Source organism: Pseudomonas sp. St316 (genome assembly GCF_018325905.1).
Classification (GTDB): Bacteria; Pseudomonadota; Gammaproteobacteria; order Pseudomonadales; family Pseudomonadaceae; genus Aquipseudomonas.
This window is the reverse complement of record NZ_AP021901.1, coordinates 4,730,761-4,750,577: the sequence shown is the minus strand read 5'-3', so window position 1 is coordinate 4,750,577 and position 19,817 is coordinate 4,730,761. Positions and strand designations below refer to the sequence as shown.

General features: G+C 64.9%; 7 protein-coding genes. 4 read left to right on the top strand and 3 right to left on the bottom strand.

Going from position 1 to position 19,817, the window contains the following annotated elements; all coding sequences use genetic code 11:
- Positions 1 to 52: 52 nt before the first annotated feature.
- Both KI237_RS21095 and KI237_RS21090 read left to right on the top strand, forming a co-directional pair.
- Positions 53 to 13,039, top strand: a complete 12,987-nt coding sequence (locus tag KI237_RS21095) for a non-ribosomal peptide synthetase (protein ID WP_212796904.1) — start codon at positions 53 to 55, stop codon at positions 13,037 to 13,039.
- Between the two features lie 196 nt (positions 13,040 to 13,235).
- Complete coding sequence (locus KI237_RS21090) at positions 13,236 to 14,042, top strand: alpha/beta fold hydrolase (protein ID WP_212796903.1); 807 nt, start codon at positions 13,236 to 13,238, stop codon at positions 14,040 to 14,042.
- A 164-nt stretch (positions 14,043 to 14,206) separates the two neighbouring features.
- Here the strand turns inward: KI237_RS21090 and dsbG are convergent, their stop codons facing one another.
- Genes dsbG through dsbD form a run of 3 tightly spaced genes read right to left on the bottom strand, consistent with a single transcriptional unit; the run spans position 14,207 to position 17,546 of the window.
- On the bottom strand, positions 14,207 to 14,974 hold the full coding sequence (gene dsbG / locus KI237_RS21085) for a thiol:disulfide interchange protein DsbG (protein WP_212796902.1): 768 nt from the start codon (positions 14,972 to 14,974) through the stop codon (positions 14,207 to 14,209).
- On the bottom strand, positions 14,950 to 15,819 hold the full coding sequence (locus tag KI237_RS21080; RefSeq protein WP_212796901.1) for a TlpA family protein disulfide reductase: 870 nt from the start codon (positions 15,817 to 15,819) through the stop codon (positions 14,950 to 14,952). Before KI237_RS21080 ends, dsbG begins: the two co-directional genes overlap by 25 nt.
- Positions 15,819 to 17,546 (bottom strand): protein-disulfide reductase DsbD, encoded by a 1,728-nt coding sequence (dsbD, locus tag KI237_RS21075; RefSeq protein ID WP_212796900.1) that lies wholly within the window; start codon positions 17,544 to 17,546, stop codon positions 15,819 to 15,821. Before dsbD ends, KI237_RS21080 begins: the two co-directional genes overlap by 1 nt.
- Positions 17,547 to 17,722: 176 nt before the next feature.
- Here dsbD and KI237_RS21070 point away from each other — a divergent pair, with 176 nt between their 5' ends.
- Entirely contained in the window at positions 17,723 to 18,403 is a 681-nt protein-coding gene (locus KI237_RS21070) for a response regulator (RefSeq protein ID WP_212796899.1), read from the top strand.
- Positions 18,400 to 19,731: an ATP-binding protein gene (locus KI237_RS21065; protein WP_212796898.1), complete on the top strand. Its 1,332-nt coding sequence runs from the start codon at positions 18,400 to 18,402 to the stop codon at positions 19,729 to 19,731. Before KI237_RS21070 ends, KI237_RS21065 begins: the two co-directional genes overlap by 4 nt.
- Positions 19,732 to 19,817: the final 86 nt, after the last annotated feature.

The following is a 19,817-nucleotide window of genomic DNA, read 5'->3' as shown; positions in this document are numbered from 1 at the left end:
ATCCGTTCCCATGGGTGACAACTTGCAAGCCGAATCCAGGCAGGAACCCCCCATGACCGACGCGTTCGAACTCCCCATCACCCTGGCTCATGCCCTCCAGCGCCGCGCAGCGTTGACGCCGGACCGGGTGGCCCTGCGCTTCCTCGCCGATACCCCTGGGCAGGGTGTGGTGTTGAGTTATCGCGACCTGGACCTGCGTGCCCGGACCATCGCCGCCGCTTTGCAAGCCGAGGCCGCGCAGGGTGATCGCGCCGTGCTGCTGTTCCCCAGTGGCCCGGATTACGTCGCGGCGTTCTTTGGCTGCCTCTATGCCGGGGTGATTGCCGTGCCGGCCTATCCGCCGGAGTCCGCCCGTCGCCATCATCAAGAGCGCTTGCTGTCGATCCTCAGAGACGCCGAACCGCGCCTGTTGCTCACCAGCAGCGATCTGCGCGAGCCGTTGCAAGCCATCGAATCGGCGCCGCCGGTGTTGTGCGTCGATACCCTCGACCCGGCCCGCGCCGGGCAATGGCGGATGCCGACGCTGCAGGACGATGACATTGCCTTCCTGCAATACACCTCCGGCTCTACCGCGTTGCCTAAAGGCGTGCAGGTCAGCCACGGCAACCTGGTGGCCAACGAATTGCTGATCCGTCATGGCTTTGGCATCGACCTGAACCCCGACGACGTCATCGTCAGTTGGCTGCCGCTGTACCACGACATGGGGCTGATTGGTGGCTTGTTGCAGCCGGTGTTCAGCGGCGTCCCGTGTGTATTGATGTCGCCGGCCTACTTCCTGGCCCGGCCCCTGCGTTGGCTCGAAGCAATCAGCGAATACGGCGGCACCATCAGCGGTGGCCCGGACTTCGCCTATCGGCTGTGCAGCGAACGGGTCAGTGATTCGGCCCTGCAGCGTCTCGACCTGAGTGGCTGGCGCGTGGCCTATTCCGGCTCCGAGCCGATCCGCCTCGACACGCTGGAGCGGTTTGCCGAGAAGTTCGCCCCGTGCGGCTTCACCCCGGACCATTTCATGGCCTCCTACGGCCTGGCCGAAGCGACCTTGTTCGTCACCGGTACGCCACGCCGCCACGGCATTCCTTCGCTGCGGGTGGATGACGCGGCGCTGGCGCAAAACCGAGCCGAGCCGGGGCTGGGCAGGGCGGTGATGAGTTGCGGTGTCAGCCAGCCCGGGCACGCGGTGCTGATCGTCGAACCCGCCACCTTGCAGCCGTTGGCCGACAACCAGGTCGGTGAAGTCTGGGCTGCTGGCCCGAGCATTGCCCTGGGCTACTGGCGCAACCCCGAAGCCAGCGCCAAGACCTTTGTCCAGCACGACGGCCGGACCTGGCTGCGTACCGGTGACCTGGGTTTGCTGCGCGGCGGCGAGCTGTTCATCACCGGTCGCCTGAAAGACCTGCTGATCGTGCGCGGGCATAACCTTTATCCCCAGGACATCGAGCAAAGCATCGAGCGCGACGTGGAGGTGGTGCGCAAGGGCCGCGTGGCCGCGTTCGCGGTCAACGATGGCGGCGAGGAAGGCATCGGCATCGCTGCGGAAATCAGCCGCAGCGTGCAGAAAATCCTGCCGCCCGAAGCTCTGATCAAAGCCATTCGCCAGGCCGTGGCCGAGGCCTGCCAGCAAGCCCCGAGCGTGGTGGTGCTGCTCAATCCCGGCGCGTTGCCCAAGACTTCCAGCGGCAAGTTGCAGCGCTCGGCGTGCCGCAGTCGATTGGCCGACGGCAGCTTGGACAGTTATGCACGGTTCCCATCGGCCGAGGCAGAAGTCGCTGACGAGCCTGCCCCATCTTCCGAGCTGCAAACGCTCATCGGCCAAATCTGGGGCGAGCAGCTGCAGGTCGAGCAAGTCCAGGCTGGCGATCACTTCTTTCTGCTGGGCGGTAACTCCATCACCGCCACCCAGGTGATCGCGCGGCTACGGGGAACCCTGGGGCTGGCGCTGAACCTGCGCCTGCTGTTCGAAGCCCCGACCCTGGCCGCGTTCGCCGCAGCGGTGGCGAACCAGCAACAGGACGGCGGCCAGCCTCAAGGCGCGATCAGCGCATTGTCGCGCGACGAAGCGTTGCCGCAATCCCTGGCCCAGAACCGTTTGTGGATCACCTGGCAGCTCGATCCGACGAGCCATGCCTACAATATTCCCGGCGCCTTGCATCTGCGCGGCGAGCTGGACGAAGACGCGTTGCGCGCCAGTTTCCAGCAATTGATCGAGCGTCATGAGTCCCTGCGCACGCGCTTTTTGGAACGTGATGGCGTGGCCCTGCAACAGGTTGATCCGGCAGGTGAATTCAAGCTGCGCGTCTTCGACCTCGGTGATCTACCTGCCGACTTGCGCGAAGCCCGGGCACGGCAGGTTCGAGAAGACGAAGCGGCCACGCCGTTCGATCTGGAGAAGGGGCCGCTGCTGCGGGTCAGCCTGTTGCGTCTTGACGAGGATGATCATCAGTTGCTGGTGACACTGCATCACATCATCGCCGACGGCTGGTCGCTGAGCGTATTGATCGAAGAGTTTTCCCGGCTGTACGCCGCCGCATCCCAAGGCCAGGTCGCCGATCTGGCGCCGTTGCCCTTGCAATACGCCGACTACGGCAGTTGGCAGCGCCAGTGGCTCGCCCAGGGCGAGGCCGAGCACCAACTGCGCTACTGGAAGCAGCAACTGGGCGCGGAACATTCGGCCCTGGTGCTGGGCACGGATCACCCACGCAGCGCTCAACGCCAGCGCAGTGCCGCGCGGCATAGCCTGCGCCTGGACAAGGGCCTCGGCGATACCTTGCGCCAAGTGGCCCAGGCTCACGACGCAACGCCGTTCATGCTGTTGCTGGCAGCCTTCCAGGCGCTGTTGCAGCGTTACACCGGTCAATCCGACATCCGCATCGGCGTGCCCAACGCCAACCGTCCGCGCCTGGAAACCCAGGGACTGATCGGCTTCTTCATCAACACCCAAGTGCTGCGCGGGCAGGTCGATTCCCGTCAACCGTTCGCCGCGCTGCTGGCCCAGGCCCGGGAAGCCACGCTGGGTGCCCAGGCCCACCAGGACCTGCCGTTCGAACAACTGCTCGAAGCGTTTCCCGAAGCGCGCGAGCAAGGCCTGTTCCAGGTGATGTTCAACCACCAGCAACGTGACCTGAGTGCCTTGCGGCGCCTGCCGGGGCTGCTGGCCGAGGAGCTGCCGTGGCACAGCCGCGAGGCCAAGTTCGACCTGCAACTGCACAGCGAAGAGGATCGCAACGGCCGCTTGACGCTGTCGTTCGATTACGCCGATGAGCTGTTCGAGGCGGCGACCATCGAGCGGCTGGCAGCGCATTACTGCAACCTGTTGCGGGCGATCTGCGCGGATCCGCAGCAAGCCATCGGTGATGTGCCGTTGTTGAGCACCGATGAACACCGCCAACAGCAGCAGTGGGGCGCGGCCCCCTGCGCGCCGGCCAGCCAATGGCTGCCGGAGTTGTTGAACGAGCAGGCCCGCTGCACGCCGCAACGCATTGCGTTGCGCTGGGACGGTGGTCAACTCGAGTATGCCGAGCTGCACACCCAGGCCAATCGCCTGGCCCATTACCTGCGGGACAAGGGCGTTGGCCCGGACGTGTGCGTGGCAATTGCCGCCGAGCGCTCGCCGCAACTGCTCATCGGTGTGCTGGCCATCATCAAGGCCGGCGGTGCCTATGTGCCGCTGGATACGGACTACCCGGCCGAACGCCTGGCCTACATGCTCCACGACAGTGGCGTCGATCTGCTGCTGACCCAAACCGCGTTGCTCGAACGTTTGCCGGCTTGCGACGGCGTCAGTGTCATCGCCATGGACGCCTTGCACCTGGAGCAATGGCCAAGTAATCCGCCGGGCCTGCACCTGCACGGCGATCACCTGGCCTACGTGATCTACACCTCCGGCTCCACCGGCCAACCCAAAGGCGTGGGCAACACTCACGCGGCCCTGGCCGAGCGCCTGCAATGGATGCAAGCGACCTATGGCCTGGACGCCGCTGATGTGTTGATGCAAAAAGCGCCGATCAGTTTCGACGTGTCGGTCTGGGAGTGCTTCTGGCCGCTGATCACCGGCAGCCAACTGGTACTGGCAGGCCCCGGTGAGCATCGTGACCCGCACCGCATCGCCCAGTTGGTGCAGCAGTTTGGCGTCACCACGCTGCATTTCGTGCCGCCGTTGCTCAGCCTGTTTGTCGATGAGCCACTGAGCGTCCATTGCACCAGCCTGCGCCGGGTCTTCTCTGGCGGCGAAGCCTTGCCGGCCGAGTTGCGCAACCGGGTGCTGGCGCAGCTGCCGGCGGTGCAATTGCACAACCGCTATGGTCCGACCGAAACCGCGATCAACGTCACCCATTGGCATTGCACCGAGGCCGATGGCGAGCGCTCGCCGATCGGCCGCCCCCTGGGCAACGTCCTGTGCCGGGTACTCGACAGCGACCTCAATCCTGTTCCGGCCGGTGTCCCGGGTGAGCTGTGCATCGGTGGCCAGGGCCTGGCCCGGGGGTACCTCGGCCGTCCGGGCCTGAGCGCCGAGCGTTTTGTCGCCGACCCAAAGGGACCGGCCGGTGCGCGGTTGTACCGTACCGGCGACCGCGCGCGTTGGAACGCTGACGGCGTGATCGAATACCTCGGGCGCCTCGACCAGCAGGTCAAGCTGCGCGGTTTCCGGGTCGAGCCGCAGGAAGTCGAAGCGCGCCTGCTGGCCCAGGACGGCGTCGCCCAAGTGGCAGTGCTGGTGCGCGACACCTCGGCCGGCCCGCAGTTGATCGGCTATTACACCGCCCCGGATGTCGCCCAGGATCAGGACGCGTTGAACATTCGACTCAAAACCGCCCTGGCCGCCGAGCTGCCCGACTACATGGTGCCCACCCAACTGCTGCGCCTGGAGACCATGCCCCTGGGGCCGAGCGGCAAGCTCGACCGCCGCGCCTTGCCCGAACCGCAGTGGCAGGTGCGCGAGCACGTCGAGCCGACCAGCGCCCTGGAGCAGCAAATCGCCGGCATCTGGCGCGACGTGCTGGGCCTTGCGTGCATCGGCCTGCGGGACGATTTCTTTGCCCTCGGCGGCCATTCGTTGCTGGCGACCCAGATCATTTCCCGTACCCGCCAGGCCTGTGATGTCGAGCTGCCGTTGCGGACGCTGTTCGAGGCCAGTGAACTGGGGGCCTTCGCCGAACAAGTGCGCTTGATCCAGGCCAGCGGCCAGACCAACCGCCAGCCGTCCATCGAGCAGGTCGACCGCAGCCAACCGGTGCCGTTGTCCTATTCCCAGCAGCGTATGTGGTTTCTCTGGCAGATGGAGCCGGACAGCCCGGCCTACAACGTCGGTGGCATGGCGCGGTTGCGCGGGGTGCTGGATGTTGGGCGCTTCGAGGCGGCCTTGCAGGCGTTGGTCCTGCGCCACGAAACCCTGCGCACCACGTTCCCGAGCGTCGACGGCGTGGCCCGCCAGCAGGTGCACGGCGAGACGGGCCTGTGCATGGACTGGAAGGACTTCTCGATGCTGGCCGCTGACGTCCGCCAGCAGAGGGTGCAACAACTGGCCGACAGTGAGGCCCACCGGCCCTTCGATCTGGAGACCGGGCCGCTGCTGCGGGCCTGCCTGGTCAAGACCGCCGAGCATGAGCATTACTTTGTCCTGACGTTGCACCACATCATCACCGAAGGCTGGGCGATGGATATTTTCGCCCGCGAACTGAGCGCGCTGTACGAAGCCTTTATCGACGACCGTGAGTCGCCCCTGGAACCCTTGCCGGTGCAGTACCTGGACTACAGCGTCTGGCAGCGCCAGTGGCTGGAGTCCGGCGAGCGTCAGCGACAACTCGACTATTGGACCGCGCAACTGGGCCGCGAACATCCGCTGCTGGAGCTGCCCGGTGACCGTCCGCGGCCGTCGGTGCAAAGTCATCGCGGTGAATTGTTCCGTTTCGACCTCAGCGATGATTTGGCGGCGCGGGTCCGTGCCTTCAACGCGCAACAGGGCCTGACCCTGTTCATGACCATGACCGCCGCCCTGGCCGTGTTGCTCTATCGCTACAGCGGCCAGACCGACCTGCGCATCGGCGCGCCGGTGGCGAACCGCATCCGCCCGGAAAGCGAAGGGCTGATCGGGGCGTTCCTCAATACCCAGGTGTTGCGTTGCCAGCTCGACGGGCAGATGTCGGTGGGCGAACTGTTCGAACAGGTGCGCCACACCGTCATCGAAGGCCAGTCCCATCAGGATTTGCCGTTCGATCATCTGGTGGAAGCCTTGCAACCACCGCGCAGCGCGGCCTACAACCCGCTGTTCCAGGTGATGTGCAACGTGCAGCGCTGGGAGTTCCAGCAGAGCCGCACGCTGGCCGGCATGACGGTTGAATACCTGGTCAACGACGCCCGGGCCACCAAGTTCGACCTCAACCTGGAAGTCACCGACCTGGATCAGCGCCTGGGTTGCTGCCTGACCTACAGCACCGACCTGTTCGACGAACCGCGTATCGCGCGCATGGCTGGGCATTGGCGCAATCTGCTGGAAGCGTTGCTGGTCGATCCGGCCCGACGCCTGAGTGAACTGCCGTTGCTGGACACCCACGAGCAGCAGCAACTGCTCGACGGTCTGGGCGTCGAGCCTGGTGAGCATCGCCTGGACCAATGCCTGCACGAACTGTTCGACGAACAGGCGCGGATGCGTCCCGATGCGCCGGCCCTGACCTTCGCCGGGCAGACCCTGACTTATGCGCAACTGAACAGTCGCGCCAATCGCCTGGCCTGGACGCTGCGCGAGCGTGGCGTCGGGCCGCAGGTGCGGGTCGGCCTGGCCCTGGAGCGTTCGCTGGAAATGGTCATCGGCCTGCTGGCGATCCTCAAGGCCGGCGGTGCCTACGTGCCGCTGGACCCGGAATACCCACTGGACCGCTTGAGCTACATGATCGAGGACAGCGGCGTCAGTCTGCTGCTCAGTGATCGGGCGATGTTCCAGGCCCTCGGTGCATTGCCCGAGGGCGTGGGCTGCTGGTGCCTGGAAGATGATTCGGCAGCCCTGGCGCACTGCCCGGATCAGCCGCTGCCGCTGATCAACTTGCCGCAACACCAGGCGTACCTGATCTACACCTCCGGCTCCACCGGCAAGCCCAAGGGCGTGGTGGTGTCCCACGGTGAAATCGCCATGCATTGCCAGGCAGTGATCCAGCGTTTCGGCATGCGCCCGGACGATTGCGAGCTGCATTTCTATTCCATCAACTTCGATGCGGCCACCGAACGTCTGCTGGTGCCGTTGCTCAGTGGTGCCCACGTGGTGCTGCGGGCCCAGGGACAATGGGACGCCGAGGAAATCTGCGGGCTGATTCGCCAGCATCGCATCAATATTCTTGGCTTCACCCCCAGCTACGGCAGCCAGTTGGCGCAGTGGTTGGCGACCCAGGGCCAAACCTTGCCGGTGCGCATGTGCATCACCGGCGGCGAAGCCCTGACCGGCGAGCATTTGCAGCGCATTCGCGCAGCGTTCAGCCCAAACCTGTTCTTCAACGCCTATGGCCCGACCGAAACCGTGGTCATGCCGTTGGCGAGCCTGGCTCCGGAGCGATTGGAAGAGGGCGCGGCCAGTGTGCCGATTGGCAGCGTGATTGGCGCCCGCGTGGCGTACATCCTCGACGCCGACCTGGCGTTGGTGCCGCAAGGCGCCACAGGTGAGTTGTATGTGGGCGGCGCCGGCCTGGCCCAGGGTTATCACCAGCGTCCGGGCATGACCGCCGAGCGTTTTGTCGCCGACCCGTTCGCCACCGAGGGCGGACGCCTTTATCGCACCGGCGACCTGGTGCGCCAGCGTGCCGACGGCCTGGTGGAATACCTGGGACGGATCGACCATCAGGTGAAAATCCGTGGTTTTCGCATCGAACTGGGGGAAATCGAAAGCCGCCTGCTGGAACATGACGCGGTGCGCGAGGCCGTGGTGCTGGCCCTTGACGCGCCCGGCGGCAAGCAACTGGCCGGCTACCTGGTGAGCGACATCGCCAGCCAGGACGGCGAGCGACAAGCAACCCTGCGCGACGCCTTGAAGAACCACCTCAAGGCCCAACTGCCGGACTACATGGTGCCCATGCACCTGATCCTGTTGGCGAACATGCCGCTGACCGCCAATGGCAAGCTCGACCGCCGCGCCTTGCCGCTGCCCGATCCCGAACTCAATCGCCAACACTACGTGGCGCCGAGCAATGCCTTGGAGCAGACACTGGCAGCGATCTGGTGCGACGTGCTGAACGTCGGGCAAGTGGGTCTCAACGATAACTTCTTCGAGCTGGGCGGCGATTCGATCCTGTCCATCCAGGTGGTCAGCCGCGCCCGGCAGCAGGGCATTCATTTCACGCCCCGGGACTTGTTCCAGCACCAGAGCGTACAGACCTTGGCTGCCGTTGCCACGCGCAGCCAGCAGGTGCGCGCCGAGCAGGGCCTGTTGCAGGGTGAGTCCGGGCTGACGCCGATCCAGCACTGGTTCTTCGAGCGCCGGATCTCCAACCAGCACCACTGGAACCAGGCACTGGTGCTGGCGCCGACCACAGCCCTGGCGCCGCACCCGCTGGAACAGGCGTTGCTCAGCGTCTTCCAGCACCACGATGCCTTGCGCCTGGGCTTCGACGAAAGCACCGGGCACTGGCGTGCCGAGCACCAGCCGTGGTCTGGCGCGGGGCTGGTGCAGCATGTGTCCGTGGACACCACGCAGGATTGCGAAGCGTTGTTTGCCGAGACGCAGAGCCGTTTCAATCTATCAACCGGGCCATTGCTGCGTGCAGTGCTGGCGCAGTTACCCGATGGCCAGCAACGATTGCTGATCGTCATCCATCACCTGGTGGTCGACGGTGTGTCGTGGCGGGTGCTGATGGACGATTTGCAAACTGTCTATCGTCAGCTCACCACTGGGCAGCAAGCGCAACTGCCGGCCAAGACCAGCCCATTGCGGGACTGGGCCGCGCGCTTGCAGGCTTACGCCGGCAGCGAATCCCTGCGCGAAGAACTGCAGTGGTGGCAAGCGCAGTTGAGCGGTGCGCAGGTGCAGCTGCCCTGTGGGAATCCCGGGGGCGGGCTGCAAGAACGTCATGCTGAAACCGTCAGCGTGCGCCTGGACGCCGAGCGTACCCGGCAACTGTTGCAACAGGCGCCGAGCGCCTATCGCACCCAGGTCAACGACCTGCTGCTTACCGCGCTGGCCCGCGTGCTGTGCCGTTGGAGCGGCCATGCCTCGGCCTTGGTCCAGCTTGAAGGCCACGGCCGCGAAGCGCTGTTCGATGACATCGACCTGACCCGCACCGTCGGCTGGTTCACCAGCGTCTATCCCGTGCGCCTGAGCCCGGCGGCCGAAGGCTTCGCAACGTCGATCAAGGGCATCAAGGAACAACTGCGCGCGGTGCCCCACAAAGGCCTCGGCCATGGCGTATTGCGCTACCTGGCCGACGCGGCGACTCGCCAGACGATGGCCAACCTGCCGCACCCGGCGATCACCTTCAACTACCTGGGCCAGCTCGACCAGACCCTGGGTCAGGATGCGCTGTTCCAGCCGCTGGATGCGCCGCTGGGTGCGATCCACGATCCCGATGCGCCGCTGCCCAATGAGCTGAGTGTCGACAGCCAGGTCAGCGGTGGCGAGTTGGTGCTGCGCTGGACGTTCAGCCGTGAACGTCATGATCGTCAGGCCATCGCCACCCTGGCCGAAGCCTACCTCGATGAGTTGCAACACCTGATCGAGCACTGCCTGACGGACGAGGCGGGCGGCCTGACGCCATCGGATTTCCCCCTGGCGAAGCTGACCCAAGGCCAGCTCGACAGCCTGCCGGTGCCGGCCGGGCAGATCGAAGACGTCTACCCGTTGACGCCGATGCAGGAAGGCATGCTGTTGCACACCTTGCTGGAACCGGGCACCGGCCTGTACTACATGCAGGATCGCTATCGCATCAACAGCGAACTGGACCCGCAACGTTTTGCCCAGGCCTGGCAAGCGGTCATCGCCCGGCATGAAGCCCTGCGCGCGTCGTTCTGCTGGAACGTTGGCGAAGACATGCTGCAAATTATCCACAGGCCCGGTAGCACGCCGGTGGATTATCTCGACTGGTCCGAGGTGTCCGAAGACGCCCAGGAAACCAAGCTCCAGGCGCTGCTCAAGACCGAGCGCGAGGCCGGTTTCGATCTGTTGAACCAGGCGCCGTTCCACCTGCGACTGATTCGGGTCGGCGCGGCACGCTACTGGTTCATGATGAGTAACCACCACATCCTCATCGATGCGTGGTGCCGTTCGCTGCTGATGGACGACTTCTTCGAGATCTACACCGCTTTGGGTGAAAACCGCGAACCGCAGTTGGCCGTGCCACCGCGCTATCGCGACTACATCGGCTGGTTGCAGCACCAGAGCCTGGCCGAAGCCCGCCAATGGTGGCAGCGCAACCTGCAAGGTTTCGAGCGGACCACGCCGATCCCTGGCGACCGGCCGTTTTTGCGTGAGCACGCCGGTAACAGTGGCGGCATGGTCGTCGGCGACTGCTACACCCGTCTCGATGCCCGGGACGGTGCGCGGCTGCGGGAACTGGCCCAGGCCCATCAACTGACGGTCAACACGTTCGCCCAGGCGGCGTGGGCCCTGGTGCTGCGGCGGGTCAGCGGCGACCGCGACGTGGTGTTCGGCGTCACCGTGGCCGGGCGCCCGGTGGAGCTGCCGCAAATGCAACGCACCGTGGGGTTGTTCATCAACAGCATCGCCTTGCGTGTGCAGATGCCTGAGGACCATCAGCGTTGCAGCGTGCGCCAGTGGCTCAGCGATTTGCTGGACAGCAACATGCAACTGCGCGAGTACGAATACCTGCCGCTGGTGAGCATCCAGGAAGTCAGCGAACTGCCCAAGGGCCAACCGCTGTTCGACAGTTTGTTCGTGTTCGAGAACGCTCCGGTGGAGGTCTCGGTGCTGGACCGCGCCCAACGTCTCAACGCCACTTCGGACTCGGGCCGTACCCACACCAATTTCCCGCTGACGGCGGTCTGCTATCCGGGGGATGACCTGGGACTGCACCTTTCGTACGACCGGCGCTACTTCGATGAAAGCACCGTCCAAGGGCTGTTGGGCGAGTTCAAGCGGTTGCTGCTGGCGTTGATGGAGGGCTTGCACGGCGACATGAGCGAGCTGCCGCTGATCGGTGTTGAAGAACAGGATTTCCTGATCGAAGGTTGCAACCAGAGCGAGCATGCCTATCCGTTGGATCAGAGCTACGCCGAGCTGTTCGAGGCGCGGGTCGCGGCCCATCCCCACCGCCCTGCGGTCAGTTGCCTGGACGCGAGCTACAGCTACGCCGAGTTGAATGCGCGCAGCAACCGCCTCGGTCACGCCCTGATCGCTGCCGGTGTCGGCCTGGATCAGCCCGTGGCGCTGCTGGCCGAGCGGGATGCCGAGCTGCTGGGCATGATCATCGGCAGCTTCAAGGCCGGTGCCGGCTACCTGCCGCTGGATCCCGGCCTGCCGAGCCAGCGCCTGAGCCGCATCATCGAATTGAGCCGCACGCCGTTGCTGGTCTGCACCCAGGCCTGCCAGGCCCAGGCGCAGGCGTTGCTGGACGAATTCGCCTGTTCCGGACGGCCGAAGTTGCTGGTATGGGAAAGCGTCCAGGCCAGCGATTTTTCGCGGCAAAACCCGGGTGTCTACAGCGGACCGGATAATCTCGCCTACGTGATCTACACCTCCGGTTCCACCGGCCTGCCCAAAGGCGTGATGGTGGAGCAGCGCGGCATGCTCAATAACCAACTGAGCAAAGTGCCGTATCTGGCGCTGAGCGAGGCGGATGTGATCGCCCAGACGGCGTCCCAGAGTTTCGATATTTCGGTCTGGCAGTTCCTGGCCGCCCCGTTGTTCGGTGCCCGGGTCGACATCGTGCCCAACGCCGTTGCCCACGACCCGCAAGGGCTGCTGGAGCACGTACAGCAGCAGGGCATTAGCGTGCTGGAAAGCGTGCCGTCGCTGATCCAGGGCATGCTTGCCCAAGAGCGCATCGGTCTGGACGGCCTGCGTTGGATGCTGCCCACCGGCGAAGCGATGCCGCCGGAACTGGCCCACCAATGGTTGTTGCGTTACCCGGACATCGGCCTGGTCAACGCCTACGGCCCGGCGGAATGCTCCGACGACGTGGCGTTCTTCCGGGTCGACCTGGCCTCGACCCGTGGCACGTACCTGCCGATTGGCACGCCCACCGACAACAATCGTCTGTACCTGCTCGACGGCGCGCTGGACCTGGTGCCTCTGGGCGCGGTGGGTGAGTTGTGCGTGGCGGGCACCGGGGTTGGGCGTGGTTATGTCAGCGATCCGTTGCGCACCGCCCCGGTCTTTGTACCGAACCCGTTTGGGGCGCCGGGGGAGCGGCTGTACCGCACCGGTGACCTGGCGCGACGGCGCGGCGACGGGATCTTGGAGTACGTCGGGCGCATCGACCATCAGGTGAAAATCCGCGGCTACCGCATCGAACTGGGGGAAATCGAGGCACGCTTGCACGAACAGCCGGAGGTGCGTGATGGGGCGGTGGGTGTGCAGGAAGGCGCCAATGGCAAGCATCTGGTGGGCTACCTCGTGGCCACCGATTCTGCGCTGGAACCCGCCGAATGCCTGGAGCGCATCAAGCAGCGCCTGCGTGCCGAACTGCCGGAATACATGGTGCCGCTGCACTGGCTGTGGCTCGACCGCCTGCCGCTCAACACCAACGGCAAGCTCGACCGCAAGGCCTTGCCGGCCCTGGAGATCGGCCAATTGCAAAGCCAGAACTTCCAAGCCCCCGGTAATGCGCTGGAACAGACCCTGGCAGACATCTGGGCCCAGGTGCTGAAAGTCGAGCGGGTGGGCGTGCGGGACAACTTCTTCGAATTGGGCGGGCATTCCTTGCTGGCGACGCAAATCGCCTCACGGGTGCAAAAGACCCTGCAACGCAACGTGCCGCTGCGGGCGATGTTCGAGTGCAGCACGGTGCAGGAACTGGCCGGCTACATCGATGGGCTGGCGGCCAGTGAGGTCACCGAGGAGAAGGTGGACCGATTGAACGATTTGATGGCGGAGTTGGAAGGCATGTAGTTTTGCGGCGTCTATCAAGGCCCCATCGCGGGCAAGCCTTGCTCCCACAGGGATCAGCTGTGAATCAACCCTGTGGGAGCAAGGCTTGCCCGCGATGGGGGCTGCACAGGTACAGCTGGCCCAAAGGTTGACTGCTCAGCCTGCACAGCTCAGTCTCCCCAAGGCTTTTTTCCAGACACAAACAAGGAGGTCATCCATGCCCTTTGCAATCATCGACGGACAACCGCTTCACTACCTCGACCAAGGCCAGGGCCCAGTGGTGCTGCTGGGCAGCAGCTATCTGTGGGACCACGCCATGTGGACGCCGCAGATCGAGGTGTTGTCCCAGCATTATCGGGTCATCACCCTGGACTTGTGGGGGCATGGCCAGTCCGGACGTTTGCCCGAGGGCATGACCTCCCTGGACGACCTGGCTCGTCAGGCATTGGCATTGATGGATCACTTGGACGTCGACTGCTTCAACCTGGTCGGGCTCTCGGTGGGCGGGATGTGGGGCGCGCGGCTGGCGCTGGCAGCACCTGAGCGCGTGCAGTCGCTGGTCCTGATGGACACCTACGTGGGCGTCGAGCCGGAGCCGACCCGCCAGTATTACTTCTCGCTGTTCGACAAGATCGAAGCCAGTGGCAGCATTCCCGAACCGTTGTTGGACATCATCGTGCCAATCTTCTTCCGACCGGGAATCGACCCGCAATCGGCGCTCTACCAGCAGTTTCGCGCCACATTGGCTGCCCTGCCGACCGATCGTCTGCGCGACAGCATCGTGCCTTTGGGGCGGATCATCTTTGGCCGCGACGATATCCTGCCACGACTGGCCGGCCTCGATGCCGGTAGCACTTTGGTGATGTGCGGCGACCAGGACAAGCCACGTCCACCGTCCGAGGCATTGGAAATGGCTGAGCTGATCGGTTGCCCCCATACATTGATCCCGGAGGCAGGGCATATCTCCAACCTGGAGAATCCACAGTTCGTGACTGAGGCGGTGCTGGCGTTCCTGCGTCGCTGAGCCGCCATCGCGAGCCGAAACCTGCGAATACAGCACAATGTGGGAGCGAGCTTGCTCGCGATGGCGGCGGATCAGTCAGCATTGATCTGGCAGAAATACCGCCATCGCGAGCAAGCTCGCTCCCACATTAGTTTTCGGGGCTACACCCAGCTTACCGGGCCGAATCACTTCGGCCCGAGAATCTTCACCAGCTTGTCCGGCGACGGCGCGCCTTGCTGCTGTTGCAGGTCGCCTTTTTCATCCAGATAGAAAATCGCCGGGGTGGCGGACAGTTCCAGCTCGTCCATCAGTTGCTGGTTGGCGTCCAGCTTTGCCTGGATGGCCGGCGGTATGTCCTTGAGCGGTTTGAGCGGGCTGCCCTTGCCGGCCTTTTCATGCTCGGCCAGGGTTTTTTCCGGGTCCTTGGCCGCCAGCAAGGCGGCGGATTTACCCGGGCTGTCTTCGCGGATGATGCCTACCATGATGTGGCGCAACTGCACCTTGCCGGCCTTGACCCAGGGCCGTGCCTGTTCCCAGAACATGTTGCAGTACGGGCAATTCGGGTCACTGAACAGGTACACCGTGCGCGGTGCGTCCTTGTTGCCGTCGGCGATCCAGTGGCTGGCCTCCATCTTCGCCCAGATGGCCTTGGCCATCGGTGCATAAACCAGTTTTTGCAGTGGCTCGGCGCTCAGGTCCTTGCCGTCGGCGTCGTACAGGTTACCCATCAGGACGTGTTGCCCATCCGGGGTCAGGTACAGCGCCATGCCACGGTTCTGGTATTGCGCCGCGTAACCGCGCAGGCCGTCCGGCGCGTCGAAGGTGTCGATGATTTTTGCGCCCTTGGCTTCGATCTTCTTGATGGCGGCGGGCAATTCTTCGGCCTGCAGCAGCGGGGCCTGCGACAGTGCGGCGACGACGGCCAGGGTCAGCAGGTGGCGGAGGCGGGGCATGGCGTTTTCCTTGTGGCGGAGTGGGGCGTCGTGGACGAGTCCGGTGTTTCGAAGTTTTCCAGGGCGCGAGCCAGGCTCGCTTGCGACAATTCCCCCAGGTGGCTGCCCAGCAGGCGGCCATCGGCGCTGTAGAACAGAGTGGTTGGCAGGGCCATGGAGCCGACAGCCTGGCCGAGGCGGCCGCTGCCATCGAACAACACGTTGTCCAGGCTCAGGCCTTGGGTGGCGAGGTAGGTGCTGACGCTTTGCATGCTTTCGGCCTGATTGACGAACAGGAAGGTCAGGTCAGGACGCTGTTGCTGGGCTTCTTCGAGCACTGGCATTTCACGTCGGCAGGGCGGGCACCAGGTGGCCCATAGATTGATCACCAGGGGACCGCCCTGGTAATCGGTGAGTTTCACGGTCTGGCCGTCGGCGGTGCGCAGGGTGATGTCCGGCAGCCGGGTACCTTGTTCATAGATCGTCAACGACAGGGTCGCCACCAGCCAGAACAGCAAGCCGCTGCCGACGCCGAAGCCCAATGGCCGGCGCAGGGGCGGACGGCGACGGGCCCACAACAAGGCGCCAATCAGCAGCGCCACGATGCCCGGCCAGGCCAGGAAGCCACCGTCGCGCAGGTCGACGATCTGCCACGGATCGTCCCGGTAATGCTGCCAATAGGCGACGACGAAGCCGATCCGTGCAGCCAGCAGGCCCAGTAGAAACAGCACGAACAGCACCGACTCGGGGTTTTCGCCACCGCGCTTGGCCACCCGCCAGCCTACGAAGGTCGCCAGCGCCAGGGCGCTGATGAGCAACAGGTGATTGAGGGCGATGGCAAAGGTGCCCAAGGTAAACGTCAGCATCAGCGCGCGTCCCGGGTGAGGTTCCAGCGCTCCAGGAACGCCTTGGCGTCGACTTCCCCGGTGATCCGCTGGCTGCGGCGCTCTTCACCGTCGGCGCCGATCCACAGCAGGCTCGGCGGCCCCGGCACCTGGTAACGGCTCAGCAGTTCGCGGCTGGCGGGGTTGTCGGCGGTGACGTCCAGGCGCAGCAGGCGCACACCGCTCAGGGCGTCCAGCACCTCGCTGCGGCCGAAGACCTGTTTTTCCATGATCTTGCAGGACACGCACCAGTCGGCGTAGTAGTCCAGTAACACCCACTGGCCCTGGGTCTGGGCGGCGTCCAGTTCCCGTTGCAGGGCGGCGGGCTCGCTGACCGTGACGAAGGCATCGTGGGCACTGACGGTCGCGCGGCCCTCGGTGCCGGTGTAGACCTTCAGGGGCTGGAAGAAATCATCGCCGCCGCCCGCTGCGCCAATCACCAGCAGGCTGCCCCACAGGCCGAACAGCAATGAGGCGCTGCCGCAGACATAGGCGATGCGGCCAAACCCTTCGGTCTGGCGCCAGGCGCTGTAGGCGGCGATCAACAACAGCACGCCCCACAGGCCGACCCACAACGAACCGTCGATGATCGGGCGAATCATCAGCAACGCGGTGCCCAGGAACAGGAAGCCGAACACGCCCTTGAGCAGGTTCATCCAGGCGCCGGGCTTGGGCAGGAAGCGATTGCCCACGGTCACCAACAGCAACAGTGGCAAGCCCATGCCGATGCCCATGGTGAACAGGATCAGCCCACCGTGCAGCGCATTGCCGCTCTGGGCGATGTACAGCAGCGCGCCGGCCAGCGGCGCGGTCATGCAGGGACCCACCAAGAGGCCGGACAGTGCCCCGAGAATGCCGGCACCCACGAGGCTGCCACCACGCCGCTGGCGCCCGGCGTTTTCCAGGCGGTCACGCAGGGCGGCCGGCAATTGCAGTTCGAAGAAGCCGAACATGGGCAGCGCCAGCAACACGAATACGGCCGCGAAGCTGCCCAGCAGCCACGGTTGTTGCAGCAGCGCCTGGAGGTTGGCACCCAGCAGCGCGGCGAGCACGCCCATGGCGGCGTACACCAGGGCCATGCTGATCACGTAGCTGCCAGCCAAGGCCAGGCCGCGTCTCGGCCCGGCGCCGCTGCCCACCACCAGCCCGGCCAGGATCGGCAGCATCGGCAGCGAACAGGGGGTGAACGCCAGCAGCAGGCCAAGGCCGAAGAACACCAGCAGGCTCCAGCCCAAGGCCCGTTGTTGCAGGCCGCTGGCCAGGGCCTGGTCCGGCGCCTGGCCGGTGGCCGCCACCGATGCGCTGCCACCCAGGTCGACCACTTGGGTCTGGGGTGGGTAGCACAGGCCCGCGTCGGCGCAGCCCTGGAAGCCGACTTTGATCTTGCCCGTGGCACCGGCGGGTATCTTCAGCTCCAGCGCCTGGCGATAAACTTGCTGGTCGCCGAAGAACTCGTCGCTGTGGGCCTCACCCTCAGGCAGCTTGGGTTTTTGTGCCTCGGCCAGGCCATCGAACTTGAGCCGCTGCTGATACAGGTAGTACCCATCGGCTATCTGCCAGAACAGCTGGGTTTCACCGGAGTCCAGGCGTTCGGAGGTAAACACGAACGCCTTTTCCACCGGCAGGAAATCGGGTTTGGTTTCGAAGGGATTGGCGGCCTGGGCCAGGCCCGAGATCAGGAACAGCCACAGCAAAAACAATCGACGCATGGATAAAGCCTTAGAACGAAGCAAGTGGAAAACACAATGGCGGCTGGCGATTAACCGTCGATTAACCCGGCGCCGACTGGCAGGCAGCAATGATCGCCCATGTTGGCCGTACTCGTCGCATAATGTCGGCTTAATCGGCCGGCGGCCTAATGTACCTTTTTCCACGGGGCTTACCCATGCGCGTACTGGTCTGCGAAGACGATGAGTTGATTGCCAGCGGGATCGTTGCCGGCCTTACAGCGCAGGGCCTGACTGTCGAGCACGTTGCCACCGCATCGGCGGCGCGGGCGATGGTCGGCGTGGCGGAATTCGACGTCATGGTGCTGGACTTGGGATTGCCCGACGAGGATGGTCTCAAGCTGCTCAGGCAGCTGCGTCAGCAGGGGTTGGAGACGCCGGTGCTGATCCTCACTGCCCGAGACTCGGTAACCGACCGGGTCGAGGGTTTGCAGGCCGGCGCCGATGACTACCTGCTTAAACCCTTCGACCTGCGCGAACTTGCGGCGCGCCTGCACACATTGCTGCGGCGCGTGGCGGGGCGCAGCGTCAACCTGATCGAGCACGGTCGCCTGACCTACGACCCCAGCAGTCGGGAAACTACCCTGGACGGCCAGCCGGTGGATCTGTCCCGGCGCGAGCAATCGCTGTTGCAGGCGCTGCTGCACAGTCGCGGCCGGGTGCTGTCCACCGAGCAGCTCAAGGACAGCGTCTACGGGTTCAACGACGAATTGGAAAGCAACGCCCTCAACGTCCATATCCATCACCTGCGGCGCAAGTTGGGCAACGGGATTGTCGAGACTGTGCGCGGCCTGGGCTATCGCCTGGGGCCGGCCGAAGGTGGAGAGTCCTCCAAGTGATGAGCCTGCGACTGCGCCTGAGCCTGACCCTCGGCGCGGCCTTTGCCCTGATCTGGGCCTTGGCTGCGGCATGGATGCTCAGTGACCTGCGCAACCAGATGATGTTTTCCCTCGATCAGCGCCTGGTGGCTTCGGCGCGGATGGTCGCCGGACTGCTGGAACAGATGCCGCCGTTGCCCAGCAAGGGCGAGGGCACGCATTTGAGCGCCGAGCAATTGAGCATTCCTGGGGGCATGGCCTGTCAGGTCAGTTCCTTGCGCGGCGAGATTCTGGCCCGCAGCCACGGCACCCCAGAGCAAACCCTGGAAGCCGAGAAAATGGGCTTCCACGACCAGATGATCGACGGCGCGCCCTGGCGCAGCTTCACCCTGGCCCGGGGTGACTTGCGTATCACCACCGCCGACCGCCAGATAGAGCGTGAAGCCCTGAACATGTCGATACTGCTGGCCGCTTCGGTGCCGGTGGGGGTGGCGTTGCTTGGTTGCTTGTGCTTGTTGTGGCTCGGCATCGGCCAAGGCCTGGCACCGCTCAATCGCATTCGCGATGCGCTGATGCGGCGCAGTGCCGATTCCCTGGAACCCTTGCAGATCCATCCACTGCCCAGCGAATTGCGACCGCTGCTGGAGACCCAGAACCAGTTGTTCCAGCGCATCGGCAAGACCATCGAGCGCGAGCGACGGCTGACCGGCGACGCCGCCCACGAGCTGCGCAGCCCGCTGACCGCGATCAAGACGCACCTGCAAGTGGCGCGGATGACCGAGGGCGCTGCCCGCGACCAGTCCCTGGCTCGGGCCGAGGAGGGCGCCGATCGCATGCATCGCACACTCGAACAGTTGCTGCTGCTGGCGCGGGTAGAAGGTAGCCTGTCCTTCGACGATGGCGTGCAATGCAACGCCGAGCAGGTCGCCCGGCTGGCGATCCAGGATGCCGCCAGCAGCGACTCCCGGCGGATCAGGCTGCACGTATCCCCAGGCTTGTCCGATGCACCGGTGCAGATGCCGGCGGTGCTCTCCATCGCCGCCTTGCGCAACCTGCTGGATAACGCCCTGCGCCATACCCCGGACGATACCGACGTGGAGCTGAGCCTGGAAATGGTCGGCCAGCGCGTGCGCTTCCAGGTCCGCGACCACGGCCCCGGCATTGCTGCCGACGACATCCAGCACCTGACTCAGCGCTTCTGGCGCAACGGCCAGAGCACCGGTTGCGGACTGGGGTTGGCGATCGTCCAGGCCATCGTCCAGCGTTGCGGCTGCGGGCTGCATTTCGACAGCCGCCCGGATGGGCTGCGGGTTGAATTGACGATGCCGGTGCAATCGCTGCCGGGCTGATCCTCTGTGGGAGCAAGCTTTTTCCCCAGGGGCTAAATCCCGGCCTCGCTGATGCGTTTCCACAACAGGAAACCTGCACATATGTG

Excerpts from the sequence above, each read along its gene's own strand:
- dsbD (WP_212796900.1), bottom strand. The coding sequence starts at position 17,546 with ATGCGTCGATTGTTTTTGCTGTGGCTGTTCCTGATCTCGGGCCTGGCC.
- KI237_RS21070 (WP_212796899.1), top strand. The coding sequence starts at position 17,723 with ATGCGCGTACTGGTCTGCGAAGACGATGAGTTGATTGCCAGCGGGATC.
- dsbG (WP_212796902.1), bottom strand. The coding sequence starts at position 14,974 with ATGCCCCGCCTCCGCCACCTGCTGACCCTGGCCGTCGTCGCCGCACTG.
- KI237_RS21090 (WP_212796903.1), top strand. The coding sequence starts at position 13,236 with ATGCCCTTTGCAATCATCGACGGACAACCGCTTCACTACCTCGACCAA.
- KI237_RS21080 (WP_212796901.1), bottom strand. The coding sequence starts at position 15,819 with ATGCTGACGTTTACCTTGGGCACCTTTGCCATCGCCCTCAATCACCTG.
- KI237_RS21095 (WP_212796904.1), top strand. The coding sequence starts at position 53 with ATGACCGACGCGTTCGAACTCCCCATCACCCTGGCTCATGCCCTCCAG.